Source organism: Pseudomonas sp. NPDC087626, from assembly GCF_044743405.1.
Lineage (GTDB): Bacteria > Pseudomonadota > Gammaproteobacteria > Pseudomonadales > Pseudomonadaceae > Aquipseudomonas.
Genome location: NZ_JBIUWJ010000009.1, coordinates 37937 through 64739, shown reverse-complemented (window position 1 = coordinate 64739; position 26803 = coordinate 37937). Strand labels below are relative to the sequence as shown.

General features: G+C 61.6%; 21 protein-coding genes. 9 read left to right on the top strand and 12 right to left on the bottom strand.

Going from position 1 to position 26803, the window contains the following annotated elements; genetic code table 11:
• The 6 genes from ccoO (ACIOVD_RS09875) to ccoN (ACIOVD_RS09850) form a co-directional block, all read right to left on the bottom strand.
• Nucleotides 1–609 (bottom strand): cytochrome-c oxidase, cbb3-type subunit II, encoded by a 609-nt coding sequence (ccoO, locus tag ACIOVD_RS09875; protein WP_009042961.1) that lies wholly within the window; start codon nucleotides 607–609, stop codon nucleotides 1–3.
• On the bottom strand, nucleotides 609–2051 hold the full coding sequence (gene ccoN / locus ACIOVD_RS09870; protein WP_095165365.1) for a cytochrome-c oxidase, cbb3-type subunit I: 1443 nt from the start codon (nucleotides 2049–2051) through the stop codon (nucleotides 609–611). Before ccoN (ACIOVD_RS09870) ends, ccoO (ACIOVD_RS09875) begins: the two co-directional genes overlap by 1 nt.
• A 481-nt stretch (nucleotides 2052–2532) precedes the next feature.
• Nucleotides 2533–3486 (bottom strand): cytochrome-c oxidase, cbb3-type subunit III, encoded by a 954-nt coding sequence (gene ccoP / locus ACIOVD_RS09865; protein ID WP_095165363.1) that lies wholly within the window; start codon nucleotides 3484–3486, stop codon nucleotides 2533–2535.
• Nucleotides 3483–3698, bottom strand: coding sequence for a cbb3-type cytochrome c oxidase subunit 3 (locus ACIOVD_RS09860; RefSeq protein ID WP_095165361.1), 216 nt, complete (start codon nucleotides 3696–3698; stop codon nucleotides 3483–3485). The genes ccoP and ACIOVD_RS09860 overlap by 4 nt, the downstream gene beginning before the upstream one ends.
• A gap of 3 nt (nucleotides 3699–3701) precedes the next feature.
• Nucleotides 3702–4310, bottom strand: a complete 609-nt coding sequence (ccoO, locus tag ACIOVD_RS09855; RefSeq protein WP_401127355.1) for a cytochrome-c oxidase, cbb3-type subunit II — start codon at nucleotides 4308–4310, stop codon at nucleotides 3702–3704.
• Nucleotides 4311–4320: 10 nt separating this feature from the next.
• On the bottom strand, nucleotides 4321–5745 hold the full coding sequence (ccoN, locus tag ACIOVD_RS09850; protein ID WP_095165357.1) for a cytochrome-c oxidase, cbb3-type subunit I: 1425 nt from the start codon (nucleotides 5743–5745) through the stop codon (nucleotides 4321–4323).
• Between the two features lie 98 nt (nucleotides 5746–5843).
• Here ccoN (ACIOVD_RS09850) and ACIOVD_RS09845 point away from each other — a divergent pair, with 98 nt between their 5' ends.
• Nucleotides 5844–6518, top strand: a complete 675-nt coding sequence (locus tag ACIOVD_RS09845; protein ID WP_401127353.1) for an alpha/beta family hydrolase — start codon at nucleotides 5844–5846, stop codon at nucleotides 6516–6518.
• A 662-nt stretch (nucleotides 6519–7180) separates the two neighbouring features.
• On the opposite strand, the gene ACIOVD_RS09840 is transcribed toward ACIOVD_RS09845, so the two are convergent.
• Nucleotides 7181–8746 (bottom strand): PAS domain-containing methyl-accepting chemotaxis protein, encoded by a 1566-nt coding sequence (locus ACIOVD_RS09840; RefSeq protein WP_159997057.1) that lies wholly within the window; start codon nucleotides 8744–8746, stop codon nucleotides 7181–7183.
• Nucleotides 8747–8970: 224 nt separating this feature from the next.
• Nucleotides 8971–11712 (bottom strand): aconitate hydratase AcnA, encoded by a 2742-nt coding sequence (gene acnA, locus ACIOVD_RS09835; RefSeq protein WP_401127351.1) that lies wholly within the window; start codon nucleotides 11710–11712, stop codon nucleotides 8971–8973.
• Between the two features lie 198 nt (nucleotides 11713–11910).
• On the opposite strand from acnA, the gene rlmM reads away from it, so the two are divergent.
• Nucleotides 11911–12984 (top strand): 23S rRNA (cytidine(2498)-2'-O)-methyltransferase RlmM, encoded by a 1074-nt coding sequence (rlmM, locus tag ACIOVD_RS09830; protein WP_095165350.1) that lies wholly within the window; start codon nucleotides 11911–11913, stop codon nucleotides 12982–12984.
• Between the two features lie 116 nt (nucleotides 12985–13100).
• Nucleotides 13101–13343: a sulfurtransferase TusA gene (gene tusA / locus ACIOVD_RS09825; RefSeq protein ID WP_401127457.1), complete on the top strand. Its 243-nt coding sequence runs from the start codon at nucleotides 13101–13103 to the stop codon at nucleotides 13341–13343.
• A 76-nt stretch (nucleotides 13344–13419) separates the two neighbouring features.
• Here the strand turns inward: tusA and ACIOVD_RS09820 are convergent, their stop codons facing one another.
• Nucleotides 13420–14835 (bottom strand): MATE family efflux transporter, encoded by a 1416-nt coding sequence (locus ACIOVD_RS09820; RefSeq protein WP_159997051.1) that lies wholly within the window; start codon nucleotides 14833–14835, stop codon nucleotides 13420–13422.
• 148 nt (nucleotides 14836–14983) lie between these two features.
• Between ACIOVD_RS09820 and pdxB the strand changes: the two genes are divergently transcribed.
• Nucleotides 14984–16126, top strand: a complete 1143-nt coding sequence (pdxB, locus tag ACIOVD_RS09815) for a 4-phosphoerythronate dehydrogenase PdxB (RefSeq protein ID WP_401127349.1) — start codon at nucleotides 14984–14986, stop codon at nucleotides 16124–16126.
• Nucleotides 16127–16189: 63 nt separating this feature from the next.
• Here pdxB and ACIOVD_RS09810 read toward each other — a convergent pair whose 3' ends face one another.
• Nucleotides 16190–16369: a PA1571 family protein gene (locus tag ACIOVD_RS09810; RefSeq protein ID WP_095165344.1), complete on the bottom strand. Its 180-nt coding sequence runs from the start codon at nucleotides 16367–16369 to the stop codon at nucleotides 16190–16192.
• Between the two features lie 260 nt (nucleotides 16370–16629).
• Here ACIOVD_RS09810 and ACIOVD_RS09805 point away from each other — a divergent pair, with 260 nt between their 5' ends.
• Nucleotides 16630–18405 carry an ABC transporter transmembrane domain-containing protein gene (locus ACIOVD_RS09805; protein WP_401127347.1) on the top strand — a complete coding sequence of 592 codons (1776 nt, stop codon included), beginning with the start codon at nucleotides 16630–16632 and terminating at the stop codon, nucleotides 18403–18405.
• 68 nt (nucleotides 18406–18473) lie between these two features.
• The gene (locus tag ACIOVD_RS09800; protein ID WP_401127345.1) at nucleotides 18474–19532 is read left to right on the top strand and encodes a Fic family protein; all 1059 of its coding nucleotides are present in this window, start codon (nucleotides 18474–18476) and stop codon (nucleotides 19530–19532) included.
• A 72-nt stretch (nucleotides 19533–19604) separates the two neighbouring features.
• Here the strand turns inward: ACIOVD_RS09800 and ACIOVD_RS09795 are convergent, their stop codons facing one another.
• Nucleotides 19605–21533: a transglycosylase SLT domain-containing protein gene (locus tag ACIOVD_RS09795; RefSeq protein WP_095165339.1), complete on the bottom strand. Its 1929-nt coding sequence runs from the start codon at nucleotides 21531–21533 to the stop codon at nucleotides 19605–19607.
• Between the two features lie 213 nt (nucleotides 21534–21746).
• On the opposite strand from ACIOVD_RS09795, the gene ACIOVD_RS09790 reads away from it, so the two are divergent.
• Nucleotides 21747–23663, top strand: a complete 1917-nt coding sequence (locus ACIOVD_RS09790) for an ATP-binding cassette domain-containing protein (RefSeq protein WP_095165638.1) — start codon at nucleotides 21747–21749, stop codon at nucleotides 23661–23663.
• 202 nt (nucleotides 23664–23865) lie between these two features.
• On the opposite strand, the gene ACIOVD_RS09785 is transcribed toward ACIOVD_RS09790, so the two are convergent.
• Complete coding sequence (locus ACIOVD_RS09785) at nucleotides 23866–24303, bottom strand: universal stress protein (RefSeq protein WP_095165337.1); 438 nt, start codon at nucleotides 24301–24303, stop codon at nucleotides 23866–23868.
• Nucleotides 24304–24407: 104 nt separating this feature from the next.
• Between ACIOVD_RS09785 and ACIOVD_RS09780 the strand changes: the two genes are divergently transcribed.
• Nucleotides 24408–24845, top strand: coding sequence for a hypothetical protein (locus tag ACIOVD_RS09780; RefSeq protein ID WP_401127342.1), 438 nt, complete (start codon nucleotides 24408–24410; stop codon nucleotides 24843–24845).
• Between the two features lie 516 nt (nucleotides 24846–25361).
• Nucleotides 25362–26803, top strand: a 1442-nt coding sequence (locus ACIOVD_RS09775) for a 3-hydroxyacyl-CoA dehydrogenase NAD-binding domain-containing protein (protein WP_401127340.1), incomplete at its 3' end; no start/stop codon positions are given.

Genomic DNA, 26803 nt, shown 5'->3' with positions numbered 1-26803 from the left:
TCACCGTTTGCTTTTGATGATGGTGCCCAGGCCTTGCAGATAGGCCACCAGCGCGTCCATTTCGGTTTTGCCCTTCACAGCATCCTTGGCGCCGGCGATGTCTTCGTCGGTGTAAGGGACGCCGAGCGTGCGCAAGACTTCCATTTTCTTCGCGGTGTCCTTGCCGTCGAGCTTGTTTTCCACGAGGAACGGGTAGGCCGGCATTTTCGACTCGGGCACCACGTTGCGCGGGTTGTACAAGTGCGCACGCTGCCAGTCATCGGAGTAACGACCGCCGACGCGGGCCAGGTCCGGACCGGTACGCTTGGAACCCCACAGGAAAGGGTGGTCCCAGACGCTTTCACCGGCTACCGAGTAGTGGCCATAACGTTCGGTTTCAGCGCGAAACGGACGGATCATCTGCGAGTGGCAGCCGACACAACCGTTGGCGATGTAGACGTCGCGGCCTTCCAGTTCAAGGGCGGTACGTGGCTTCATGCCTTCGACCGGCTTGTTGGTGACATCCTGGAAAAACAGCGGGACGATCTGGGTCAGGCCGCCGATGCTGACGGCGATGACCATGAAGAAGGCCAGCAGGCCAATATTCTTCTCGACTGCTTCATGCTTCATCAGTGAGCTCCAACTACAGCAATCTGTTCGGCGGCTTTGGCTTCTGCCGGGTTCGAGGCGCGTACGGTACGGAATACGTTGTAGGCCATGAACAGCATGCCGGAGGCGAAGAATGCACCGCCCAGGGCGCGAACGATAAAGCCCGGGTGGCTGGCTTGCAGCGCTTCAACGAACGAGTAGGTCAGGGTGCCGTCGTCGTTGATTGCACGCCACATCAGGCCCTGGGTGATGCCGTTGACCCACATCGAAGCGATGTAGAGCACGGTACCGATGGTCGCGAGCCAGAAGTGGGTGTTGATCAGGCCAGTGCTGTGCATCTGCGCACGACCGAACAGTTTCGGGATCATGTGGTAGATCGCGCCGATCGAGATCATCGCTACCCAGCCCAAGGCACCGGCGTGTACGTGGCCGATGGTCCAGTCGGTGTAGTGCGACAGCGAGTTGACGGTCTTGATGGCCATCATCGGGCCTTCGAAGGTCGACATGCCGTAGAACGCCAGGGAGACCACCAGGAAGCGCAGGATCGGGTCGGTGCGCAGCTTATGCCAGGCGCCCGACAGGGTCATCATGCCGTTGATCATGCCGCCCCAGCTTGGAGCCAGCAGGATGATCGACATCGCCATGCCCAGGGACTGAGCCCAGTCCGGCAGTGCGGTGTAGTGCAGGTGGTGCGGACCGGCCCAGATGTACAGGGTAATCAGGGCCCAGAAGTGCACGATCGACAGGCGATACGAGTAGATCGGACGCTCGGCCTGCTTCGGCACGAAGTAGTACATCATCCCCAGGAAGCCGGTGGTCAGGAAGAAACCTACCGCGTTGTGGCCGTACCACCACTGGATCATGGCGTCGGTCGCACCGGCGTAGGCCGAGTAGGACTTGAAGAAACTGACCGGCAGGGAGGCGTGGTTGACGATGTGCAGCATCGCCGTCACAACGATGAAGGCACCGTAGAACCAGTTACCGACGTAGATGTGCTTGGTCTTGCGCTTGGTGATGGTGCCGAAGAACACCAGACCGTAGGTGACCCAGACGATAGCCAGCAGGATAGCCAGAGGCCATTCCAGTTCCGCGTATTCCTTGGTGGTGGTGTAACCCAGCGGCAAGGTAACAATCGCGCCGACGATCACCGCTTGCCAACCCCAGAAGGTGAAGGCCGCGAGGCTGTCGGAAATCAGTCGCGTTTGGCAGGTTCGCTGCACGACGTAATAAGAAGTGGCAAACAATGCACAACCACCGAAGGCGAAGATCACCAGGTTGGTGTGCAGTGGGCGCAGGCGTCCAAAGCTCGTCCACGGCAGACCGAAGTTCAACTCCGGCCAGACCAGTTGCGAGGCGATGAAGACACCGAGCCCCATGCCAAGGATCCCCCAGACCACCGTCATGATGGCGAACTGGCGGACTACCTTATAGTTATAAGCAGTCGGACTGATTGCTGTGCTCATTCTAAGGTTCCACGGTTTGGGTGTTTTATTAGGGATAAAAATCGGCCGCAAGTATGGAGAAAGCGGGGGGTCATTGCAACGCGCCATGACCTGCGTCAATGCTTTCAAAAGCTGATTCTGCGGCCTTTCCATGCGCCGCGTAGGGACAAATTTGCCCAGGGGGAAAATGTCCCGGCAGGGGAAAAGGGCGAGGGGGTCGGGTCAGTTGTAACGGGGTGTGTTCAAACGAGGCGTGCAGGTGACAGACGGCAACTTGGACGACAGCCGGTGTCTACCGGCCTTTGCGGCCTGTCATCGAACCGAATCGTCGAACCCATCCTTTACGGTTGACCTGTGACCGGCCTTTGCCAGTCCGCTTGGCAGCAAGCTTAGACGTGAATCTGCCGGACGCAAAGGCAGACCTTTTTGGGGTGCGACAATGCGTCGCAAAGAGGTAGGGAACTGCCGCACCAGGAAGGTGCGACAGTAATGCGGTTGCGAGTTATTCGCTTTTACCCTCTGCCTGCAGCGGCTGAGCGCTGGCACCGTGGGAGAGGCTGTAGACGTACGCTGCCAGCAATTGCACTTTGTCATTGCCGAGCAGTTCGTTCTGCGCCGGCATGTGACCCTGGCGACCATGGCGAATGGTCTGCTGCAACTGGGCCAGGCTAGTGCCGTAGATGAACGCCGCCGGGTGCGTCAGGTTTGGCGCGCCCATCAGTTCCATGCCCTGGCCATTGGCGCCGTGACAGGCTACGCAGGTGGTGCTGTACGCTTGCTGTCCGGCGACCAGGTCGGCACCGCTGTCCTCTGGCAACGGCAGGCCGGCGAGTTCGTGGCGCACATAGGCGGCAACGTTTTTCACCCCGGCATCGCCCAGGACTTCACCCCAGGCCGGCATCGCCGCCATCCGCCCACCCATGATGGTGGTCTTGATCGCCTCCGCGCTACCGCCCCAGCGCCAGTCGCTGTCCGCCAGGTTGGGGAAGCCGAAGGCACCCTTGGCATCCGAGCCGTGGCACACCGAGCAGTTGGAGGCGAACAGGCGTCCGCCCATCTTCAGTGCTTGTGGGTCCTTGGCTACTTCTTCCACGGGCATGGCTGCAAATTTGGCGAAGATCGGCCCGAACTTGGCGTCGGCCTTGGCCATTTCCTTGTCCCATTCCTTGGTCTGGGTCCAGCCGTCCTGATAGCCCGGCAGGATGCCTTTCCAGTTACCCAGGCCCGGGTAGAGGATCAGGTAGCCCACGGCAAACACCAGGGTCCCGGCGAACAGCAGGAACCACCACTGGGGCAGCGGGTTGTCATATTCCTCGATGCCGTCGAAGGCATGGCCCATGGTCTGGTCGACACTGCCCTTGGTCTCACCCTTGCGGGTGCCGACCAGCAGCCAGGTCAGGCCGATCAGGCTGCCGATGGTCAGTACGCAGATCCACGTACTCCAGAAGGTGGTCATGGCCGGGTACTCCTTGTTGCGGGTTCTTGAGTGCTGGCGTCTTCGGCCAGGGGTTCATCGGCAAACGGCAGCAGGCGGGCTTCGGCGAATTGCGCGCTGCGCTTGCTGTTGAACACCCACAGGGTCAGGCCGATAAAGGCCACGAACACCACGACGGTGCCCAGGCCGCGGATCATTCCAGTGCTGATTACGCTCAATATTTCATAGGGCATGGCTCACCTCTTGCTCTTGATCGCAGTGCCGAGCACTTGCAGGTAGGAGACCAGGGCGTCCATCTCGGTCTTGCCCTTGAGCGTGGCGACTGACCCGGCGATGTCCTCGTCGGTGTAGGGCACGCCCAGGGTACGCATCACCTTGAGCTTGGTTTCGGTGCTGCTGCTGTCCACGGCCTGGGTAACCAGCCATGGATAGGCCGGCATTTTCGATTCCGGTACCACGTTGCGCGGGTTGTACAGGTGGGCGCGGTGCCAGTCATCGGAGTAGCGACCGCCGACCCGTGCCAGGTCCGGACCGGTACGCTTGGAACCCCACAGGAACGGGTGGTCCCAGACGCTTTCACCGGCTACCGAGTAGTGGCCATAACGTTCGGTCTCGGCGCGGAACGGACGGATCATCTGCGAGTGGCACTGCACGCAGCCTTCGCGGATGTAGATGTCGCGACCTTCCAGTTGCAGCGCGGTGTAGGGCTTCATGCCTTCGACCGGCTTGTTGGTGACGTCCTGGAAGAACAGCGGGACGATCTGCGTCAGACCGCCGATGCTCACCGCAAAGACCATCAGCAACAGCAGCAGGCCGACGTTTTTTTCAATCGTTTCGTGTTTCATGGTGGACTCCTCAGGCCATCTGCGCCGCGGCGGCGACTTCGGCTGGTTGGGCCTCACGCACGGTGCGCCAGGTGTTGTAGGCCATCAGGAACATGCCGCTCAGGAAGATCGCCCCGCCGACCAGGCGTACGACGAAGCCTGGGTGGCTGGCCACCAGGGTTTCCACGAAGGAGTAGGTCAGGGTCCCGTCTTCGTTGACGGCACGCCACATCAGGCCCTGGGCAATGCCGTTGACCCACATCGAGGCGATGTAGAGCACGGTGCCGATGGTGGCGAGCCAGAAGTGCGCGTTGATCAGGCCGACACTGTGCATCTGCGTACGACCGAAGATTTTCGGGATCATGTGGTACAGCGCGCCGATGGAGATCATCGCTACCCAGCCGAGGGCGCCGGCGTGTACGTGGCCGATGGTCCAGTCGGTGTAGTGGGAGAGGGCGTTGACGGTCTTGATCGCCATCATCGGGCCTTCGAAGGTCGACATGCCGTAGAACGCCAGGGACACCACCAGGAAGCGCAGGATCGGGTCGCTGCGCAGCTTATGCCAGGCGCCCGAGAGGGTCATCATGCCGTTGATCATCCCGCCCCAGCTCGGCGCCAGCAGAATCAGCGACATCACCATGCCCAGCGACTGAGCCCAGTCCGGCAGCGCGGTGTAGTGCAGGTGGTGCGGGCCGGCCCAGATGTACAGGGTGATCAGGGCCCAGAAGTGCACGATCGACAGGCGATAGGAGTACACAGGGCGCTCGGCCTGCTTCGGCACGAAGTAGTACATCATCCCCAGGAAACCGGCAGTGAGGAAGAAGCCTACGGCGTTGTGGCCGTACCACCACTGGACCATGGCATCGGTCGCACCGGCATACACCGAGTAGGACTTGGTCAGGCTGACCGGCAGCTCCAGGTTGTTGACGATGTGCAGGATGGCCACGGTGATGATGAACGCGCCGAAGAACCAGTTGCCGACGTAGATGTGCTTGGTCTTGCGCTTCATCAGCGTGCCGAAGAACACGATGGCGTAGGCGACCCAGACGATGGTGATCAGGATGTCGATCGGCCATTCCAGCTCGGCGTATTCCTTGGAGCTGGTGTAGCCCAGCGGCAGGGTGATGGCTGCCAGCAGGATCACCAGTTGCCAGCCCCAGAAGGTGAACGCGGCGATTTTTGGCGCGAACAATTGCGTCTGGCAAGTGCGTTGGACCGAGTAGAACGAGGCGGCAAACAGTGCGCAGCCACCAAAGGCGAAGATCACCGCGTTGGTGTGCAGCGGGCGCAGGCGACCGAAGCTGGTCCACGGCAAATTGAAGTTCAGTTCGGGCCAGACCAATTGAGCCGCGAGAAAAACCCCGAGCCCCATGCCGACGATGCCCCATACCACCGTCATAATGGCGAATTGGCGGACCACCTTGTAGTTATAGGCGGTACTTAAAGAAGTGTTCATGGTTCCCCATCCACGGTTCAGCCGAAGTGAAGGCGTCTGCGCAAGGCACGAACGCTCCCTTCGCCTGGAGTTATAGGCAGATTAAAAGCGAGGCAAGCATGGACAAAGAGCACAAGGCCAGTATTGACGGGGATCAATGGGAGCAGTGTGTGCGTCAGCAGGGCTGGTTGTGGAATGGCGCCTCGACGCCGGCCGTGGCGACCCTGATTCTTGCCCATGGGGCGGGTGCGCCGATGGACAGCGCATGGATGGCCGACATGGCTGGACGCCTTGCGGCCCGTGGGGTCAATGTGCTGCGCTTCGAGTTTCCCTACATGGCCCAGCGACGCCTGGATGGCGGTCGGCGGCCGCCCAATCCGGCGCCGAAGCTGCTTGAGAGCTGGCGAGAGGTGTATGGCCTGGTGCGACGTCATGTCGCTGGGCCCCTGGCCATTGGTGGCAAGTCCATGGGCGGGCGGATGGCCAGTTTGTTGGCGGATGAGTTGGGGGTGGATGCGTTGGTGTGCCTGGGGTATCCGTTTTACCCCGTGGGTAAGCCGCAGAAACCGCGAGTGGAGCATTTGGCCGGATTAAAGACTCGGGCCTTGATTATCCAGGGTGAGCGGGATGGGTTGGGTAATCGGGATACGGTGGAGGGTTATGACTTGGCGCCGAGTATCGAGCTGATGTGGCTGGCGGCGGCGGATCATGACTTGAAGCCGCTGAAGGCTTCAGGGTTTAGTCATGAGCAGCATTTGGCTGCTGCGGCTCAGAGAATTGCGGCATTTTTGTAGTGGTCGATTGGGTGTGATGGCTATAGGGGGGGGCATATCCGTTGCTGCGGTGATGGCTGCTTAGGGTTCCGCCCTTACGGCGGGTCACTTGGAAAAGCCCCAAGTAACCAAGGGCTCTTACCCCTGACGTACGGCCCCTCGCTTAGGCTCGGGGTTCCTTCGCTACGGTATCCATCCGGGGGCATCGCCTCCGGTTTGCTTCGCTGCACCTCCTCTCGATGTATGCGGCTACGCCGCACGGCGCTACGCGCCTCCCCCCAGATGGACACCTTCGCTCAGCCTGCCGATGGGGCGGGTGGATCAAGAGCAAAAGCACGGCGACCTGCCGGTCGGCCTGAGTGGTAAGGGCGGGCGAGGCGGCCTACCGGCCGGCCTGATTTTTTCCTGGTGTAAGAATTTCCCCTGTGGGAGCTAGCCTGCTAGCGATGGGGCCGGCACATCCAACATCGATATTGCCTGACACAACGCCATCCCGGGCAAGCGTAGCGCCGCCCGGCCCGCTCCCACAGGTTGGGTGGCCGTACGCAAGATTTGCGGGCAGCCAGATTTACTGTGGGAGCTAGCCTGCTAGCGATGGGGCCAACACAGCCAACATTGATGGCCCCTGACACACCGCCATCCCGGGCAAGCCCGTTCCCCCAGGGTCATGCGATCAATCGCACTCAGCGGTTGAAGCGCTCCACCAGCGAATACTGGGTATTCGCGGTCCGGGTCAGCTCTTCGCTCAGCAGTGCCGAGTTCTGCGCCTGTTCCGAGGTCTGGTCGGCCAGTTCGGAAATGTTACTGATGTTGCGGCTGATCTCTTCGGCCACCGCGCTCTGCTCCTCGGTGGCGGCGGCGATTTGAGTGGTCATATCGGTGATATTGGCCACCGCTTCGCTGATGCCCACTAGGGCCTGGTCTGCCTCAAGGACCCGCGCCACGCCTTCTTCGGCCTGGCGATGGCCGGCTTCCATGGTTTGCACGGCGGTGCTGGCGGTTTGCTGGAGCTTGGCGATCAGGCTGTGGATCTGCCCGGTCGACTCGCTGGTGCGTTGTGCCAGTTGGCGGACTTCGTCGGCCACCACCGCAAAACCCCGGCCCATTTCGCCGGCGCGGGCGGCTTCGATGGCAGCGTTGAGGGCCAGCAGGTTGGTCTGGTCGGCAATGCCTTTGATCACATCGACCACACCACCGATTTCGTCGCTGTCCTTGGCCAGTTGGGTCACCGTCAGGCCGGTTTCCCCGACTACCACCGACAGGCGCTGGATGGCGTCGCGGGTTTCCCCGGCGATATCGCGACCACGCCCGGTCAGGCGGTTGGCTTCCTGGGTCGCGTCTGCGGTGCGCTGGACGTGGCTGGCCACTTCCTGGGTGGTGGCGGCCATCTGGTTGACGGCGGTGGCCACCTGCTCGGTTTCCACGCGCTGACGTTCCAGGCCCGTGGAGCTGTTATGCGCCAGTTGGTCAGATTGACGTGCCTGCTCCGTCAGGTGCTCGGCGGTGTCCTGCAGGCGGGTCAGGCAGGTTTTCAAGCGGGCTTCCTGGCTGAGGATCGACATCTCCAGGCGCGCCTGGGCGCCACGGCTGTCGGTGTACATCTGGGCGATCAGCGGGTCGGAGGTGGTCTGCTCGGCGAGGCGCAACAGGCGCTTGAGACCGCGTTGTTGCCAGCTCAGCCCCAGCAGGCCCAGCGGCACCGAAAGGCCGGCAGCGAGGGCAAAGCCCCATTGCGAATTGAGGGTGGCGCCGATCATGAAGCTCAACTGGCTGACCAGGATGAATGGCAGCCAGTCCTGCAGCACCGGCAGCCATTTGTCACGCTGGGGAACGGCGGACTTGCCCTGGTTGATGCGCTGGTACAGGGTCTCGGCGCGCCGGATCTGCTCGGCGGTGGGCTTGACCCGAACCGACTCGTAGCCGATCACCTGGTTGCCGTCGAATACCGGGGTCACGTAGGCGTTGACCCAGTAATGGTCACCGTTCTGGCAGCGATTCTTGACAATGCCCATCCATGGCAGGCCTTGTTTTAATGTGCCCCACATATGCGCGAAGACCGCCGACGGGACGTCGGGGTGACGGACCAGATTGTGCGGCGCACGGATCAGTTCTTCACGGGAGAACCCACTGATCTCGACAAAAGCGTCGTTGCAGTAGTTGATCACGCCTTTGGCATCGGTGGTGGAAATCAACCGTTGCTGAGCCGGGAAGGTCCGTTCGCGTTGAGTGATGGGCTGGTTATTACGCATGGCTTTTTCAATCCGCAAGGCTTTGACAGGGTTTCGGCCAGCCCGCTGGATTATTGAAATTTTTTTTCAAGAAATCGGCGCTGCGTCGCAAAACGACCGGCGCGTCATTTGCCGTCAGATAAACCCTTGCGGGTTGAGGCAGGCGTTTGTGGCCCTGCCAATCATGTACTCGCGCTGCTGAAAGGGCAGCGCGAGTACCCACCGAAAAGCGCTCGGGGCTGCCCTTATGAGGCAATCAACTGGCGCAACACGTAATGCAGGATTCCCCCGGCCTTGAAGTACTCCACTTCATTGAGGGTGTCGATCCGACACAGCACCTCGACTTTCTCGCGGCTGCCGTCCTCGCGGGTGATGATCAGGGGCAGGTTCATCCGTGGCGTCAGTTCCACGCTGCTGAGCCCCTGGATGCTCAGGGTTTCCTTGCCGGTCAGGTTCAGGCTCTTGCGGTTCTGGTCGAGCTTGAACTGCAGCGGCAGGACGCCCATGCCCACCAGGTTGGAGCGGTGAATCCGTTCGAAGCTTTCGGCGATCACCGCCTTGACCCCCAGCAGGTTGGTGCCCTTGGCGGCCCAGTCGCGGCTGGAGCCGGTGCCGTATTCCTGCCCTGCGATCACCACTAGCGGAGTGCCGGCGGCCTGGTAGCGCATGGCCGCGTCATAGATCGCCATTTTCTCGCCAGTGGGGATATACAGGGTGTTGCCGCCTTCTTCGCCGCCGAGCATTTCATTGCGGATGCGAATGTTGGCGAAGGTTCCGCGCATCATTACTTCATGGTTGCCGCGCCGTGAGCCGTAGGAGTTGAAGTCCCGTGGCTCGACCCCTTGCTCGCGCAGGTAGCGGCCGGCCGGGCTGTCGGCCTTGATGTTGCCGGCGGGGGAGATGTGGTCGGTGGTCACCGAGTCGCCGAGCAGCGCCAGTACCCGGGCGTGGCTGATGTCCTCGACCACTGGCGGAGGGCCGTCGATGTGGTCGAAGAACGGTGGGTGCTGGATGTAGGTGGAGTCTGGCTGCCAGACGTAGGTAGCCGCTTGCGGCACCTCGATGGCTTGCCACTGCTCGTCGCCGGCGAACACTTCGGCGTACTCCTTGTGGAACATCGCGGTGTTGACCTGGTTGACCGCATCGGCGATCTCCTGGGTGCTAGGCCAGATGTCGCGCAGGTACACCGGGTTGCCGTCCTTGTCGTCGCCCAGTGATTCGCGGCTGATATCGATGCGCACCGTGCCGGCCAGTGCATAGGCCACCACCAGCGGTGGCGAGGCGAGCCAGTTGGTTTTCACCAGGGGGTGGACCCGGCCTTCGAAGTTGCGGTTGCCCGACAGCACCGAAGCGACGGTGAGGTCGGAGCCCTGGATGGCTTTTTCGATCGGCTCCGGCAAGGGGCCGGAGTTGCCGATGCAGGTGGTGCAGCCGTAACCCACCAGGGCAAAGCCCAGTTGATCGAGGTATTGGGTCAGGCCGGCGGCCTTGTAGTAGTCGGTCACCACCTTGGAGCCGGGCGCCAGGGAACTCTTGACCCAGGGTTTGCGCTGCAGGCCTTTTTCCACGGCTTTTTTTGCCACCAGCCCGGCGGCCATCATCACGCTGGGATTTGAGGTGTTGGTGCAGGAGGTGATGGCGGCTATCACTACCGCGCCGTTTTTCAGGCGATAGGTCTGACCCTCGTATTGGTAGTCCGCCTCGCCGACCAGGTCGGCATTGCCTACGGCCACACCGCCACCGCCTTCACTTTCCAGGCGGCCTTCTTCCTTGCTGGTGGGTTTGACCTGCAGGCCGAGGAAATCGCTGAAGGCTTGGGCCACATTGGGCAACGAGACCCGGTCTTGCGGGCGTTTTGGTCCGGCGAGACTGGCTTCGACGCTGCCCATGTCCAGCGCCAGGCTGTCACTGAACAGCGGTTCCTGGCCGGGCAGGCGCCACAGGCCCTGGGCTTTGCTGTAGGCCTCCACCAGTTTGACCACCGCAGTCGGACGGCCGGACAGGCTCAGGTAGTCCAGCGTTACCTGGTCCACCGGGAAGAAGCCGCAGGTCGCGCCGTATTCCGGCGCCATGTTGGCGATGGTGGCTCGGTCGGCCAGGGGCAGTTCGGCCAGGCCGTCGCCGTAGAACTCGACGAATTTGCCCACCACGCCTTTTTTGCGCAGCATCTGGGTCACGGTCAGCACCAGGTCGGTGGCGGTGATGCCCTCCTTGAGTTTGCCCGTGAGCTTGAAGCCAATCACCTCAGGAATCAGCATCGACACCGGTTGGCCGAGCATCGCCGCTTCGGCCTCGATCCCGCCGACACCCCAGCCCAGTACTCCGAGGCCGTTGATCATGGTGGTGTGGGAGTCGGTGCCCACCAGGGTGTCGGGGAAGGCATAGGTACGGCCGTCCTCGTCCTTGGTCCACACCGTGCGTGCGAGGTATTCGAGGTTCACCTGGTGGCAGATGCCGGTGCCCGGCGGTACCACGCTGAAGTTGTCGAAGGCGCTCTGGCCCCAGCGCAAGAAGGCATAACGTTCGCCATTGCGCTGCATTTCGATGTCGACGTTCTCTTCGAATGCGCTGCTGCTGGCAAATTTGTCGACCATCACTGAGTGGTCGATCACCAGGTCCACCGGCGACAGCGGATTGATCCGCTGTGGGTCGCCGCCGGCCTTGGCCATGGCGGCGCGCATGGCGGCCAGGTCGACCACCGCCGGTACTCCGGTAAAGTCTTGCATCAACACGCGCGCCGGACGGTACTGGATTTCCCGGTCGCTGCGCCGCTCCTTGAGCCAGGCCGCGAGGGCCTTGAGATCAGCGCCGGTGACGGTTTTCCCGTCCTCCCAGCGCAACAGGTTTTCCAGCAGGACTTTGAGCGACATCGGCAGCTGGTCAAGGTTGCCCAGGGCTTTGGCAGCCGCTGGCAAGCTGAAGTAGTGATAGGTCTTGTCGTCGACTTGCAGGGTGCCAAGGGTTTTCAGGCTATCGAGGGACGGCATTGAAATGACTCCTTTGAGTCCGCACGGCTACGGACTGACGGGATGGACAGAGCATTAAACCTAGCCCTGTTTTAAGTAGCTGGCTAATTACTGGACTCTATGGGCAGGTCCAGGGTTGCGAAGTCAGCTATCATGCGCCGGTTTTCGTGACAGGCTTTGCTACAGGGCAAGTTTGCGCGCACTTGCCCAGGAGATTTAATGAACATCCTCTTTATGCATTGCCGGCCGGGCTTCGAAGGTGAAGTCTGCTCGGAGATCGCCGAACATGCCGCGCGTTTGAACGTGGCCGGCTACGCCAAGGCGAAAACCGCCAGCGCCTGCGCCGAGTTCGTCTGCACCGAGGAAGACGGCGCCGAGCGCTTGATGCGCGGCCAGCGTTTTGCCCACTTGATCTTCCCGCGGCAATGGGCACGCGGGATCTTCATCGACCTGCCGGAAACCGATCGCATCAGTGTGATCCTCGCCCACCTGGCGCAGTTCCCGGTGTGCGGCAGCCTGTGGCTGGAAATGGTCGATACCAATGACGGCAAGGAGCTGTCGAACTTCTGCAAGAAATTCGAAGGCCATTTGCGCAAGGCCCTCATCGCGGCTGGCAAGTTGGTGGAAGACCCGCTCAAGCCACGTTTGCTGCTGACCTTCAAAAGTGGGCGCGAAGTGTTCATGGGGCTGGCTGAAGCCAACAACTCGGCGATGTGGCCGATGGGTATTCCCCGCCTGAAGTTTCCCCGCGAAGCGCCAAGCCGCTCGACCCTGAAACTGGAAGAGGCCTGGCACCACTTCATCCCGCGCGATCAGTGGGATGAGCGCTTGCACAGCGACATGACCGGTGTCGACCTGGGTGCCGCACCGGGTGGCTGGACCTGGCAACTGGTCAATCGGGGCATGCTGGTGACGGCCATCGACAACGGGCCGATGGCGCAAAGCCTGATGGATACCGGGCTGGTACAGCATTTGATGGCCGACGGCTTCACCTTCAAGCCCAAGCAGCCGGTGGACTGGATGGTCTGCGACATCGTCGAGAAACCGGCGCGCAACGCGGCGATGCTGGAAGAGTGGATCGGTGACGGGCATTGCCGCGAAGCGGTGGTCAACCTCAAGCTGCCGATGAAGCAGCGTTATGCCGAAGTGAAGCGCCTGCTCGAGCGCATCGCGGAAGGTTTCAAGGCCCGCGGGATCCGGGTCGACATCGGCTGCAAGCAGCTGTATCACGACCGCGAGGAAGTGACCTGCCATTTGCGTCGCCATGATGTGAAGAAAACCAGGTCCCGTTGAGCTGGCCCCAGCGCGAGCGGGGGCGCTGCCACAGTAATGGTGTTATGCCATAGCTGACGGGGCCCCCGGCTTTGCGCGACAATGCCGGCACGTTTCAGGAGTCAGACATGAGTGAATTGATCCATACGCCGGTTGACGGCACCCTTGACGCCACCGGCCTGAACTGTCCGGAACCGGTGATGATGCTGCACCAACACATTCGCGACCTGGTCCCGGGCGGCCTGCTCAAGGTGATCGCCACGGACCCCTCAACCCGTCGCGACATTCCCAAGTTCTGCGTGTTTCTCGACCATGAGCTGGTCGGTCAGCAGGAAGAGGGTGGGACCTACCTTTACTGGATTCGCAAGAAGTCCGGTTGATCGGCGTTAGGGGCAGCCACAAGTACGCGATTGCGTTGACGTCCATCGCGAGCAAGCCGCAAGCGGGCACCCGCTCCTACACGGCCGGGGTGCGCTGGTGAATACGAATCCGCTTGCGGGCACTGCGCACCAGGCGGATCGACAGCATCAGCGCTGCGCAGCTCAGGCCGGCAATCAGCCCTTCCCACAACCCGCTCGGGCCGCTGGCGGGGCCGAACCAGTCGGTCAGTCCCAGTACGTAACCCACCGGCAGGCCGATGCCCCAATAGGCGAACAGGGTCAGGATCATCGTCACCCGGGTGTCCTGATAGCCTCGTAGCGCACCGGCGCAGATCACCTGGATCGCATCGGAGAACTGGTACAGCGCGGCATACACGATCAGCATCGAGGCGATCTGGATCACGCTCTGGTCAGGGGTGTAGATCGAGGCGATGGGTTCGCGCAGCAGCAGGATCAGGCTCGCCGAGAATGCCGCGAACACCAGGGCTGCACCCAGCCCGACCTTCGCCGCGAAACGCGCCTGGTAGGGATTGCCGGCACCCAGTGCCTGGCCGACCCGAACCGTGACCGCCATGCCCAGCGAGTAGGGAATCATGAACAGCAGCGAGCTGATGTTCAGCGCGATCTGGTGCCCGGCCACCACGGTCGAGCCGAGGCTGCCGATCAGCAGGGCGATGACCGCGAAGATGCTCGATTCGGCGAATACCGCGATGCCGATCGGCAGGCCGATGCCGATCAGGCGCTTGATCACTGCCCACTGCGGCCAATCGATCCGCACCAGCACCCGGGTGCGGGCATAGAAGGGCGCCCAGCGGGTCCAGCCGGCCATGCTCAAGGCCATGAACCACATCACGATGCCACTGGCCCAGCCGCAGCCAACGCCGCCCATGGCCGGCAGGCCGAAGTGGCCGTAGATCAGCGCATAGTTGAGCGGGATGTTGAGCAGCAGACCGCTCAAGCCGATGGCCATGCTCGGGCGGGTACGACCCATGCCGTCGCTGTAGCAGCGCAGTACGTAGTAGAAGGCGATGCCCGGAAAACCGAAGGCGATGCCCTGCAGGTAGCCCATGCTCGGGTCGATCAGCAGCGGGTCGACTTTCATCCAGTGCAGGATCGGCTCGGCGCTGAGCAACAGGCCGCTGCCCAGCAGGCCGACGACCAGCGCCAGCCACAGGGCCTGGCGGGTCAGTGGGCCGATCTGCTCGAATTGTCCGGCGCCAAAACGCTGGGCGACCTTGGGCGTGGTGGCCAGCAGGACGCCGGTCATCAACAGGTACACCGGAATCCAGATCGAGTTGCCCAGGGCCACTGCCGCCAGGTCCCGTGGGCTGACCCGGCCGGCCATCACTGCATCGACAAACCCCATGGCGGTAGTGGCCAGTTGCGCGACCATGATCGGCAGGGCCAGGCCCAGCAGGCCTTTGAGCTCCAGGCGAACCGGGGTTGTGCGGGGCGGGGCAGTAGCGGCGGTGCTGTCAGTCACGGAGTTCACAGGCGAAGCGTCCAAAGGGTTTTGATGCGCAAGGCGGCGCATTCTACGCCCTGACGCAGCAGTCAGGAAAACTCCAGTGTTGCGGATTTGTAATCGCCGCCTCTGGCGGGAGCTGAGCTACACTGCCGGTCCGCCAAAGGAGCCTGCCATGCTGATTGTTGCTGACGAAAATATTCCGCTGCTCGATGCCTTCTTCGAAGGTTTCGGCGAAATCCGCCGCGTGCCGGGCCGCTCCATTGATCGCGCCACTGTCGAGCAGGCCGATGTGCTGCTGGTGCGCTCGGTGACCAACGTCAGTCGCGACCTGCTGCAAGGCAGTAAGGTGCGGTTTGTCGGCACCTGCACCATTGGCACCGATCACTTGGACCTCGAGTACTTTGCCGAGGCCAATATCGGTTGGTCCAGCGCCCCGGGCTGCAATGCCCGTGGGGTGGTCGACTATGTGCTGGGTAGCTTGCTGACCCTCGCCGAGATCGAAGGCGTAGCACTGGCCGAGCGCACCTATGGGGTGGTCGGGGCTGGCGAAGTGGGTGGGCGGCTGGTCAAGGTGCTGCAAGGCCTGGGCTGGAAGGTGCTGGTCTGCGACCCGCCGCGCCAGGCAAGCGAAGGAGGCGATTACGCCAGCCTTGAGCAAATCATCGCGCAATGCGACGTGATCAGCCTGCACACTCCTTTGACCTCGTCCGGCGAGCAATCGACCCGGCACCTGTTTGATCGCCAGCGCCTGGAGCAACTCAAGCCAGGTGCCTGGCTGATCAATGCCAGTCGCGGCCCGGTGGTGGACAACCAGGCACTGCGTGAAGTGCTGCTGGAGCGCGAAGACCTGCAAGCGGTACTGGACGTCTGGGAAGGCGAGCCGAGTGTCGATATCGCCCTCGCCGAACTGTGCGTGATTGCCACCCCGCATATCGCCGGCTACAGCCTCGATGGCAAACAGCGTGGCACTGCGCAGATCTATCAGGCGTTGTGCCAGTTCCTTGGCCAGCCTGCGACTGTGTCGCTGGACCAGCTGCTACCTGCCCCCTGGCTGGCGCAGGTCAGCCTGAGCGCCAGCAGTGATCCGGCTTGGGCCTTGGCGATGCTCTGCCGTGGAGTGTACGACCCGCGTCGCGACGATGCGGATTTTCGTCGCAGCCTGGTGGTCAGCGGCGCTGAGCAGCGCACGGCATTTGACCTGTTGCGCAAGCACTACCCGCAGCGCCGTGAGATTGACGGGCTGCGCGTGCAGATCGAGGGTCAGGCGCCTGAGTTGCGACAGATCGTGGCAGCCTTGGGTGCGCAGGCGGTATAGCGTAATCGCGGCGATAAAAAACCCGGCCTAGGCGGGCCGGGTTCGAAGACATCAGGCTATATGTCACTTTTGTTCGGCAGGCTTGACCAATCGCTGTTCCAGCTCGCGGCATGCGCTCTGGATCATGTCTTCAGTGATCGGTACTTCGCGGCCTTGGGCGTCAATAATGGCGCACCCTAGAGACTGGTGCGGCTGCGTGCGGATCACTTGAATCTTGTCATCGCTGCTGTGTTGCAAGGACATGGCCTGTCTCCTCATCAGGTTGTGCGCTTACTCTAGATCCGCCAGGTGACCACGCTGTGACAGCTCTACACAGGCCGATCAGGCGGTATCTCCACTCCACCAGAAATACTCTTCAACTTCCAGCCGGACTTTAGACCGATAGCATCTAGGCTCTATTGTTACAGGTCATATTCAATCCGACTGATTACGATTTACCCAAGTTCCCTTGAATTGACCGGTGTACGCTGGCCCGCGTTAATTCTTTCAGTTGGCCCTTTTGGATGATCCTGATGCTGTCAGCCCGCCACCGTCGCGCGATTCGTTTGTCCCTGCGTTTTATTGCGCCCTATCGCTGGCAGGCGTTAGGTGCCTTGCTGGCGCTGATCGTCACTGCCGGCATTACCCTGTCCATGGGGCAGGGCATTCGGTTGTTGGTGGACCAGGGCTTCATGACCCAGTCACCGCACCTGCTCAACCAGAGCATCGGCCTGTTCCTGCTGCTGGTAGTGGGTCTGGCGATCGGCACCTTCACCCGCTTTTACCTGGTGTCGTGGATTGGCGAGCGCTGCGTGGCGGACATCCGTCGGCAGGTGTTCAACCACCTGATCTACCTGCATCCCGGGTTTTACGAGGACAACCGCAGTTCCGAGATCCAGTCGCGCCTGACCGCCGATACCACCTTGCTGCAATCGGTGATCGGTTCGTCGCTGTCGCTGTTCTTGCGCAATGCCTTGATGGTGATCGGCGGCATCGTGCTGCTGTTCATCACCAACCCCAAGTTGACCAGCATTGTGGTGGTGGCGCTGCCGCTGGTGCTGGCGCCGATCCTGATTTTCGGCCGGCGCGTACGCAGCCTGTCGCGCCTGAGCCAGGACCGGATAGCGGATGTCGGCAGCTATGTCGCTGAGACCCTGGGCCAGATCAAGACCGTCCAGGCCTACAACCACCAGGCCCAGGACGAGCAGCGTTTCGCGGCCACGGTGGAGCAGGCGTTCGACACCGCGCGCAAACGCATTCTGCAGCGTGCCTGGCTGATCACGTTGGTGATCATCCTGGTGCTCGGCGCAGTCGGGGTCATGCTCTGGGTCGGTGGCATGGACGTGATCGCCGGTCGCATCAGCGCTGGGGAACTGGCGGCGTTCGTGTTCTACAGCCTGATCGTCGGCGGTGCCTTTGGCACCCTGAGCGAGGTAATTGGCGAATTGCAGCGGGCTGCCGGTGCGGCCGAGCGGATTGCCGAGTTGCTGCGTTCGGAAAACATCATCCAGCCGCCACCCAGTGGCCAGGTGACCTTGCCCGAGCGGGTTCGCGGTGAGTTGCAACTGCAGGAGGTGCGCTTTAGCTACCCGTCGCGCCCGCAAAGCTTTGCCGTCGACGGTTTGAGCCTGCGGATCAACGCCGGCGAAACCCTGGCGCTGGTCGGGCCTTCGGGGGCGGGCAAGTCGACGGTGTATGACCTGCTGCTGCGCTTCTACGATCCGCTGCAGGGGCAGATCCTGCTGGATGGCGTCGACCTGACCCGGCTCGACCCGCAGGATCTGCGGCGCTGCTTCGCCCTGGTCTCACAAACCCCGGCGCTGTTTTTTGGCAGCATTGAAGAGAACATTCGTTATGGCAAGCCCGAGGCGACCCTGGCGCAGGTCCAGGAGGCCGCGCGGATTGCCTACGCCCACGAGTTTATCGAGCAGATGCCCGCCGGCTACCAGACCCACCTGGGTGATGGCGGGTTGGGGCTTTCCGGTGGTCAGCGGCAACGCCTGGCCATCGCCCGCGCCTTGCTGGTGGACGCACCGATCCTGCTGCTGGACGAGGCCACCAGCGCCCTCGATGCGCAGAGCGAACACTTGATCCAGCAAGCCCTGCCCAGTCTGATGAAAAACCGCACCACGCTGGTCATCGCCCATCGGCTGGCCACGGTGAAAAACGCCGACCGGATCGCCGTGATGGACCAAGGCAAGCTGGTGGCGGTGGGCACCCATCAGCAACTGATCGGCAGTAACGCGTTGTACGCGCGGCTGGCGGCGTTGCAGTTCAATGATGGGCATGAGGTGTCATGAATGAAGGCTGCTGAATGCATCCGCCTTCGGGCATTATGTCGGGCTCAAGGAAATACCTGGATCCGCCAATGAGCCGCTATCAACCCCCGTTGACCCTGAACACCAGAATTCTGACGCTGATCGCTGAAATCAGCGAGCAGATCGGTCAGCTTTCGGCAGTGGACGAAGCTCGGCAAGCACCTCAACTGCGTCGCGGGAACCGGATCCGCACTATTCAGGCTTCGTTGGCCATCGAAAACAATTCCCTCAGCGTCGCGCAGGTGACGGCGGTACTGGCGGGGCAGCGAGTGCTGGGATTGCCTAGAGAGATTCAGGAGGTGCGCAACGCATTTGCGACCTATGAGTCCATGCCGCAGTGGCGTGCCAGCAGTCGGACCGATCTGCTGTCGGCGCACCAGTTGTTGATGCAGGGCTTGATCGACGACTGTGGTCGGTTCCGCCGCGAGGGAGTCGGTATTTACCGAGGCGAGCAACTGGTTCATATGGCTCCACCACCAAGTCGTGTGGCAACCCTGATCGATAACTTGCTGGCCTGGCTGGATGCCAGCGATTGGCATCCGCTGATCCTCAGCTGTGTCTTTCACTACGAATTCGAATTCATTCATCCCTTCGCTGACGGCAATGGACGCATGGGGCGGCTGTGGCAGACCCTGATTCTCAGTCAGTGGCGGCCGGTGCTGGCCTATCTGCCGGTCGAGGCGGTCATTCGCGAGCAACAGGATGCTTATTACGCGGCCTTGTCCGCCGCCGATCGGATGGCCGAATCGACACCTTTTGTCGAGTTCATGTTGCAGTCTTTGAGCCTGGCTTTGGCCGAGGCCGTCCTGAGCGACCCAGTAACCGACCCAGTAACCGACCTAGTCACCGACCCAGTAACCGAGCAAGTGGCCAGGCTGTTGGGCGTGCTGGCGGGGGCAGGAGCGCTGAAGATCAGTGAATTGATGGCAAAGGTTGGATTGACGCATAAAGCGACATTCCGGGCTAACTACCTCAAACCCGCATTAACGGCAGGTTTGATCGAGATGACTCAGCCGGACTCGCCCAACAACCCTGCTCAAGGGTATCGCCTGACTGAGCTTGGCGAGAGGGTCGCGGCACGCTCTGGTCCTGTTGCGCGAGGTAGGTGAGGCGCGTTTATCGAAGTACAAAAAAATGCCCGCATCCAATGATGCGGGCATTTTTTGTTTCAGCCGGGAAGGTTACTGATCGTCAAAATAGCGCTCATGCCAATCCACCAGCGGCTGGGGAGAGTTGAGCTTCTGCCCGTAGATCACCGAATAAGACAGCACGTTTTGCACATACTGGCGGGTTTCGTCGAACGGGATGCTTTCTACCCAGACGTCGAAGCTCAGGTGGTCGGCGCCACGCAGCCATTGGCGCACGCGGCCGGGGCCGGCGTTGTAGGCGGCAGAAGCGAGTACCCGGTTGCCGTTGAACTGGCTGTGGACCTGGCTCAGGTACGCGGCGCCGAGCTGGATGTTGGTGTCCGGATTCAGCACTTGCTGGGGCGAGGCCAGGGGGATGTTGAACTTGCGCGCGGTTTCCTTGGCGGTACCGGGCATCAACTGCATCAGGCCGCTGGCGCCGACGCCGGAGCGGGCGTCATCCATGAAGGCGCTTTCCTGGCGGGTAATGGCGAACACCCAGCTGGAGTGCAGGCCACGCACCTTGGCTTCGCGGACCAGGGTGTTGCGGTGGGCCATCGGGAAACGGATGTCCAGGTCGTCCCAGTACTGCGCCTGGCTGATGGTGCGGATGGCCGGGAAGTACCATTTCAAGTCGTAGGCCAGCTTGGCCTGGGCGACCATTTCGTCGCGGTTGAAGTGGCGACTGACGTGGTACCACTCGCGGCGGCCGTCGACGATCTGCCCGCGGGCATGGAATTCCAGGGCGCGGCGCACGCCGGGGGTGTTGCGCACTTTATTGATCAAAGCCTGGCTCATCACCAGGGGCTTGTTGTTCAGCGAGTACGCAGACTGCGAGCGGTCGGCGGCGAGGAAGCCGTAGAAGTCCCGCTCACGGGCGAGGTTGCGGTACAGGGTCTGCGCTTCCGGGTTCTGCGGTTGTGCCAGTTCCAGGCTGCGGGCCTGCCAGTAGCGCCAGCGATTGGTGGTGGCCAGGTCTTGCGGCAGGCGCCGGGTCAGCTGATAGGCGTCGTCCCAGCGGGCCAGGCGCAACAGCAGGCGCAGGCGCCATTCGGACACGGTGTTGTCGCGCAGTTCCGGGTCGTATTTGGTCATCACGTCCAGGGCGCGGCTGTCGAAGCGGCGGGCCAGGGTCAGGCCGATCTCGCGGGCAATCGCGACTTTTTCATCGCGGGAAAAATGCATGCTGGCGGCATAACCATCGAGCAGGGCCATGGCCTTTTCCGGGTCCTGGCGGGCCAGGCGACGCAGGCCCAGGCTGACCACATCGGCCATGGGCTCATCCGCCGGGGTGAAGCGCGATGGCTGGTTCAGCAGTTCGGGTTTCTGCGCCACGTCCACCAGTAGGCGGCCGCGGGGTGCCAAGGTGGTCATGCTGCTGACCAGGCTGTTGGCCAGCGCGTAGTTGCGCGCCTGGGCGGCCAGCTTGGCGCGTTCCCAGCGTTTCTGTTCGGTGAGTTGGCCTTGGGCCGCCCACATGCCGAACAGGGCGTCGCATGCGGCCGGCTGGGATTTGCCGGTCAACCAGAGTTTTTCGGTGTTGGCGTAGCCTTCAGCCTTGAGGTTGTGGCTGATCTGGTACTGCGCGTTGAGACAGTCCAGCTCGGTGAAGTTGAGCTTGGGGTCGTAGTATTTCTGGAAGGTCGCCCAGTCCCCGCGATCGGCCAGCCAGCGCAACCAGCGCAGCTTCATCCAGTTGGCCTGGGGCAGGTCGCCGTGTTCGGCGAGGAATTTCTCGATTTCGGCGTTGCTCGCGCTTTTCAGGCGGGCGGTCAGCTCGTCATACGCCAGGTAGGGCTCCAGCGGGTAGTCGGCGAGGGCCTGGCTGTAGCGAAAGTACGGGCCAGTGTCACCCTTGGCCAGGGCGCGCTTGGCTTCATCGTAATACTGGCGTTGGGTGGACAGGTCCACTGCCTGGGCGGATTGAACGGCTGTGGCAGAAAGAAGCAGACAGGATAAAAAGCTGAAGAGGCGACTGCGCATGAGACATCCGGGCAGAGAAATCATGACAAGTGCCAGCAGGTGCCAGCACTGATTATCTGTAGCTTAGCCTTTTGCCAGCAACGGGTGAAAGCTTTGCCGGCCCGCCGGCACAAGTTCGCAACAATTAATGTGCAGAGTGCTCCTTCAGTGAAAATGCCAGCCTTCTGACGCCTCAAGTCAGGTAGAATGCGCGCCCAGTTTTTGGAGAAGCTCATGACCCTGCTCAAATTCAGCGATGTGTCCCTTGCTTTCGGCTCTATGCCGTTGTTGGACAAGGTGTCCTGGCAGATCGCCCGTGGTGAGCGGGTGTGCATCATCGGCCGCAACGGCACAGGCAAGTCCAGCATGATGAAGCTGGTCAAGGGCGATCAGAAGCCCGATGACGGCTCCGTCTGGCGCGCACCTGGCCTCAAGATCGGCGAATTGCCGCAAGAATTGCCGGTGGCCGACGAGCGGACCGTGTTCGACGTGGTCGCCGAAGGCCTGGACGGTGTTGGCGAACTGCTCGCGCAGTACCATCACCTGAGCCAGAACATCGTTACCGATGCCGACCTGGACAAGCTGATGCACGTCCAGCACGACCTCGAAGCCCGTGACGGCTGGCGCTTGCAGCAATTGGTCGACAGCACCCTGAGCCGTCTGCAATTGCCTGCCGACAAGACCCTCGCCGAATTGTCCGGCGGCTGGCGTCGTCGCGTCCTGCTGGCGCAGGCCCTGGTTTCCGAGCCGGACCTGCTGCTGCTCGACGAACCAACCAACCACCTGGACATCGGTGCGATTGCCTGGCTTGAAGAAGCCCTGAAGGATTTCCAGGGCGCCGTGCTGTTCATCACGCACGACCGTTCATTCCTGCAGAACCTTGCCACCCGCATCCTCGAACTGGATCGCGGCGGGCTGATCGACTGGAACGGCGACTACGCCAGCTTCCTGGTGCACAAGGAAGCCACGCTGGCGGCCGAAGAGACCGCCAACGCTCTGTTCGACAAAAAGCTGGCTCAGGAAGAAGTCTGGATCCGCCAGGGCATCAAGGCCCGTCGCACCCGTAACGAAGGCCGCGTGCGTGCCCTCAAGGCCCTGCGTGTTGAGCGCAGCGAGCGTCGTGAGCGTACCGGCAAGGCGAACATCCAGCTGGACACCGCTGACAAATCCGGCAAGCAGGTGATGGTCCTCGAGAACGTGAGTTTTGCTCACCCGGGTGGCCCGTTCCTGATCAAGGATTTCTCGATGGTCCTGACGCGCGGCGACCGTATCGGCCTGCTCGGCGCCAACGGTACCGGCAAGACCACCTTGCTCAAGCTGATGCTCAACGGTCTGCAACCGACCAGCGGCAAAGTGGAAGAGGGTACGCGCATCGACGTGGCTTACTTCGACCAGTTGCGCCACCAGTTGGACCTGGAAAAGACGGTGATCGACAACGTCGCCGAAGGTCGCGATTTCATCGATATCGACGGTCAGAGCCGCCACGTGCTGAGCTACCTCGGCGACTTCCTGTTCAGCCCGCAGCGTGCCCGCACGCCGGTCAAGGCGCTGTCCGGGGGCGAGCGTGCCCGTCTGTTGCTGGCCAAGTTGTTCAGCAAACCAGCCAACCTGCTGGTGCTCGACGAACCGACCAACGACCTGGACGTGGAAACCCTCGAACTGCTGGAAGAGGTCCTGCTGACCTTCAATGGCACCGTGCTGATGGTCAGTCACGACCGGGCATTCCTCGACAACGTGGTGACCAGCACCCTGGTCTTCGAAGGCGAAGGCAAGGTGCGTGAATATGTTGGCGGATACCAGGACTGGCTGCGCCAGGGTGGCTCGCCACGTCTGCTGGGCGTGACCGAGAGCAAATCCGGCAAGGCTGACCTGAACTCGGCCGTGGTCGCTGCGGCGCCTGCGCCAGCGGCAGCGGTGGAAGCTCCAGCGGCCAAGAAGAAGCTCAGCTACAAGTTGCAGCGTGAGCTCGAAGCCCTGCCGGGGCAGATCGAAGCCATGGAACAGCAGATTGCGGCAGTTGAAGCGCAAATGGCCGACGCCAGTTTCTATCAGCGTCCCGCTGCCGAGACGGCGGCCGTGATTGCCCAGCTGGAGCAGTTGCAGGCTGAGCTGGAAGTCATGGTCGAGCGTTGGGCCGAGCTGGATGCCTGAGTGATCCTGCGATAAAAAAGCCCGGCGCTCAGTGATGAGTGCCGGGCTTTTTGTATGCGGCAGGATCGAAGCGATCCTCTGTAGGGGCGGGCGCCCGCTTGCGGCTTGCTCGCGATGGTCGTCAACGATGACGCGGGGAGCCTGACACCCCGTGGCGTTCTCGGGTTCATCGCGAGCAAGCTCGCTCCTACAGGGGGGCGTGTCAGCTTTTGACCAGGCGTACCGCCAGCACATCGCACGGCGCGCCGTGTAGTACGTCGTTGGCGGTGGAACCCAGTAGCAATGCCAGGCCGTGGCGACCATGGCTGCCAACCACGATCAGGTCGCACGCCTGTTCCTTGGCGAAATGGTGGATTTCCTGGCGCGGCTGGCCGTAGGTCAGGTGGCTGCAGTCCTTGGTCAGTTCCGGATACTTGAGGATCAGGCGCTCGAGGCGTTCCTTGGCCTGGTCGAACTGCTGTTGTTGCAGTTGCGACAGGTCCATCGGCACGTCACCACCAAAGGCCATGGCCATTGGTTCGACGATGTGCACCAGGGACAGTTTGGCGCTGTTGCCCACTGCCAGCTCGCGAGCGCGGTGAATCACCGGATCGCACTCTTCGGTTAGATCGACGGCGACCAGAATATGGTGGTAGGGCATGGGGTGCACCTCCTGAGGATTGCGATAAGGGTAAGTATGGCTGGTTTCAAGCGTATTGGTTTCGACAGAGATCAATGCGCCCATCAAGAATCGGGAGTACAGATATGACGGTCTGGATAGTGGTGTCAATCCTTGCGGTAATGCTCAGCCCCCTGGCATGGCTCGCGCCGTCGCGTCGCCAGGGCGGCAGGATGGCTTTGCGCATGGAGGCGCGACGCATCGGCCTGGCCATGCAACTGGCGCCGCAGGAGTGGCCGCACTGGCTGCAACCGGAGCCCCCTAGCCCGTGCGCGCAGTACCATCGGCCACGCCGGGGCAATCGGCCGGCGTGCTGGAGCTACTGGCAGAAAACTCCTGGGCAGTGGGTCAATCAGTGGCAGGAGCCCTGCGAGGATCCGGCCTTGCTGATTCATTTCGAAAAGTTGCCAGGCAACGTGTACAAGGTCGAGGCGGACAAGCAGATGATCACTTTGTATTGGGGTGAGAAGGGCGAATCCCAGGTACTGCAGCAGATCGATGCCACCCTCAAGGCGCTCGCCTGAGCACGGCGCGTTTAATGATCGGCAATAAAAAGCCCGACAATCAGCATCGGGCTGGAGTTGGCCAGGCAGGCCGGAAATTTTCTGTCGTACTGATCCTGCGCTCGGTTTCCCTCCCGGCGCGCTGATTTTTCCTCTATCGCCCCTGCCAGCGTAGCTGCTAAAGCAACGCCTGCCGCAGATTAGGGCGACGATTCTAAATATTGATTCTATGAATGACAGTACATGCAGTCGCGTGTTGCTGGTCTTCGTGGTACGGAAATGACCGCAAAGTCGCGTTTAAACCAACGTTTTGGGCGATTGACAATTGTTGGAAATTCCGTGAAGGTGGCGTACCCAAATCAAACGGGCGTATGAATTGAGCGTTTGTATGTCAGAACGCTCCTACAGAATCCCGACTATCGCGTTGGCGGGTGTGCCTGGTGGAATGGCGTTAGCATCGACAGTAGCGTCTATGCCCAGCCAGGACATCAGCGTCCGACGTGTACTGTTCAGCTTCCATATCGTGGAGATCAGTTGATGATTTACGAAGGTAAAGCCATCACGGTTAAGGCTCTTGAAAGTGGCATCGTCGAACTGAAGTTCGACCTCAAGGGTGAGTCCGTCAACAAGTTCAACCGTCTAACCCTGAACGAACTGCGTCAGGCCGTGGACACCATCAAGGCAGATGCGTCGGTCAAGGGCGTGATCGTCAGCAGCGGTAAAGACGTGTTCATCGTCGGCGCCGACATCACCGAATTTGTCGACAACTTCAAGCTGCCGGATGCCGAGCTTGTTGCTGGCAACCTCGAAGCCAACAAGATTTTCAGCGATTTCGAAGACCTCAACGTTCCGACCGTTGCTGCCATCAATGGCATCGCGCTGGGTGGCGGCCTGGAAATGTGCCTGGCGGCGGATTACCGCGTCATGTCCACCAAGGCCAAGATCGGTCTGCCGGAAGTCAAGCTGGGCATCTACCCGGGCTTCGGCGGTACCGTGCGCCTGCCGCGCATCATCGGTGCCGACAACGCCATCGAGTGGATTGCCGCCGGCAAGGAAAACCGTCCTGAAGACGCACTGAAAGTCGGTGCGGTGGATGCGGTGGTTGAAGCCGACAAACTGCAGGAAGCTGCGCTGGAACTGATCAAGCGCGCCATTTCCGGCGAGTTCGACTACAAGGCCAAGCGTCAGCCGAAGCTGGAAAAGCTCAAGCTCAACGCCATTGAGCAAATGATGGCGTTCGAAACCGCCAAGGGTTTTGTCGCCGGTCAAGCGGGCCCGAACTACCCGGCGCCGGTTGAAGCGATCAAGACCATCCAGAAGGCCGCGAACTTCGGTCGCGACAAGGCCCTGGAAATCGAAGCTGCCGGTTTCGTCAAACTGGCCAAGACCTCTGCTGCGCAGAGCTTGATCGGTCTGTTCCTGAACGATCAGGAGCTGAAGAAAAAGGCCAAGGCCTACGACGAAATCGCCAAGGACGTGAAGCAGGCTGCCGTATTGGGCGCCGGTATCATGGGCGGCGGTATCGCGTATCAGTCGGCGTCCAAAGGCACGCCGATCCTGATGAAAGACATCAACGAGCACGGTATCGAGCAGGGCCTGGCAGAAGCCGCCAAGCTGCTGGTGGGCCGCGTTGATAAAGGTCGCATGACCGCCGCGAAAATGGCTGAAGTGCTCAACGGTATTCGTCCTACCTTGTCCTACGGCGACTTCGGTCACGTCGACCTGGTGGTTGAAGCCGTGGTCGAGAACCCGAAGGTCAAGCAAGCCGTGCTGGCTGAAGTCGAAGACCAGGTCAAAGAGGACACCATCCTCGCGTCCAACACCTCGACCATTTCCATCAGCTTGCTGGCCAAGGCCCTCAAGCGTCCGGAAAACTTCGTCGGCATGCACTTCTTCAACCCGGTGCACATGATGCCGCTGGTGGAAGTGATCCGTGGCGAGAAGTCCAGCGAGCTGGCGGTGGCCACCACCGTTGCCTA

Excerpts from the sequence above, each read along its gene's own strand:
- ccoO (WP_009042961.1), bottom strand. The coding sequence starts at position 609 with ATGAAGCATGAAGCAGTCGAGAAGAATATTGGCCTGCTGGCCTTCTTC.
- ccoN (WP_095165365.1), bottom strand. The coding sequence starts at position 2,051 with ATGAGCACAGCAATCAGTCCGACTGCTTATAACTATAAGGTAGTCCGC.
- ccoP (WP_095165363.1), bottom strand. The coding sequence starts at position 3,486 with ATGACCACCTTCTGGAGTACGTGGATCTGCGTACTGACCATCGGCAGC.
- ACIOVD_RS09860 (WP_095165361.1), bottom strand. The coding sequence starts at position 3,698 with ATGCCCTATGAAATATTGAGCGTAATCAGCACTGGAATGATCCGCGGC.
- ccoO (WP_401127355.1), bottom strand. The coding sequence starts at position 4,310 with ATGAAACACGAAACGATTGAAAAAAACGTCGGCCTGCTGCTGTTGCTG.
- ccoN (WP_095165357.1), bottom strand. The coding sequence starts at position 5,745 with ATGAACACTTCTTTAAGTACCGCCTATAACTACAAGGTGGTCCGCCAA.
- ACIOVD_RS09845 (WP_401127353.1), top strand. The coding sequence starts at position 5,844 with ATGGACAAAGAGCACAAGGCCAGTATTGACGGGGATCAATGGGAGCAG.
- ACIOVD_RS09840 (WP_159997057.1), bottom strand. The coding sequence starts at position 8,746 with ATGCGTAATAACCAGCCCATCACTCAACGCGAACGGACCTTCCCGGCT.
- acnA (WP_401127351.1), bottom strand. The coding sequence starts at position 11,712 with ATGCCGTCCCTCGATAGCCTGAAAACCCTTGGCACCCTGCAAGTCGAC.
- rlmM (WP_095165350.1), top strand. The coding sequence starts at position 11,911 with ATGAACATCCTCTTTATGCATTGCCGGCCGGGCTTCGAAGGTGAAGTC.
- pdxB (WP_401127349.1), top strand. The coding sequence starts at position 14,984 with ATGCTGATTGTTGCTGACGAAAATATTCCGCTGCTCGATGCCTTCTTC.
- ACIOVD_RS09810 (WP_095165344.1), bottom strand. The coding sequence starts at position 16,369 with ATGTCCTTGCAACACAGCAGCGATGACAAGATTCAAGTGATCCGCACG.
- ACIOVD_RS09805 (WP_401127347.1), top strand. The coding sequence starts at position 16,630 with ATGATCCTGATGCTGTCAGCCCGCCACCGTCGCGCGATTCGTTTGTCC.
- ACIOVD_RS09800 (WP_401127345.1), top strand. The coding sequence starts at position 18,474 with ATGAGCCGCTATCAACCCCCGTTGACCCTGAACACCAGAATTCTGACG.
- ACIOVD_RS09795 (WP_095165339.1), bottom strand. The coding sequence starts at position 21,533 with ATGCGCAGTCGCCTCTTCAGCTTTTTATCCTGTCTGCTTCTTTCTGCC.
- ACIOVD_RS09790 (WP_095165638.1), top strand. The coding sequence starts at position 21,747 with ATGACCCTGCTCAAATTCAGCGATGTGTCCCTTGCTTTCGGCTCTATG.
- ACIOVD_RS09785 (WP_095165337.1), bottom strand. The coding sequence starts at position 24,303 with ATGCCCTACCACCATATTCTGGTCGCCGTCGATCTAACCGAAGAGTGC.
- ACIOVD_RS09780 (WP_401127342.1), top strand. The coding sequence starts at position 24,408 with ATGACGGTCTGGATAGTGGTGTCAATCCTTGCGGTAATGCTCAGCCCC.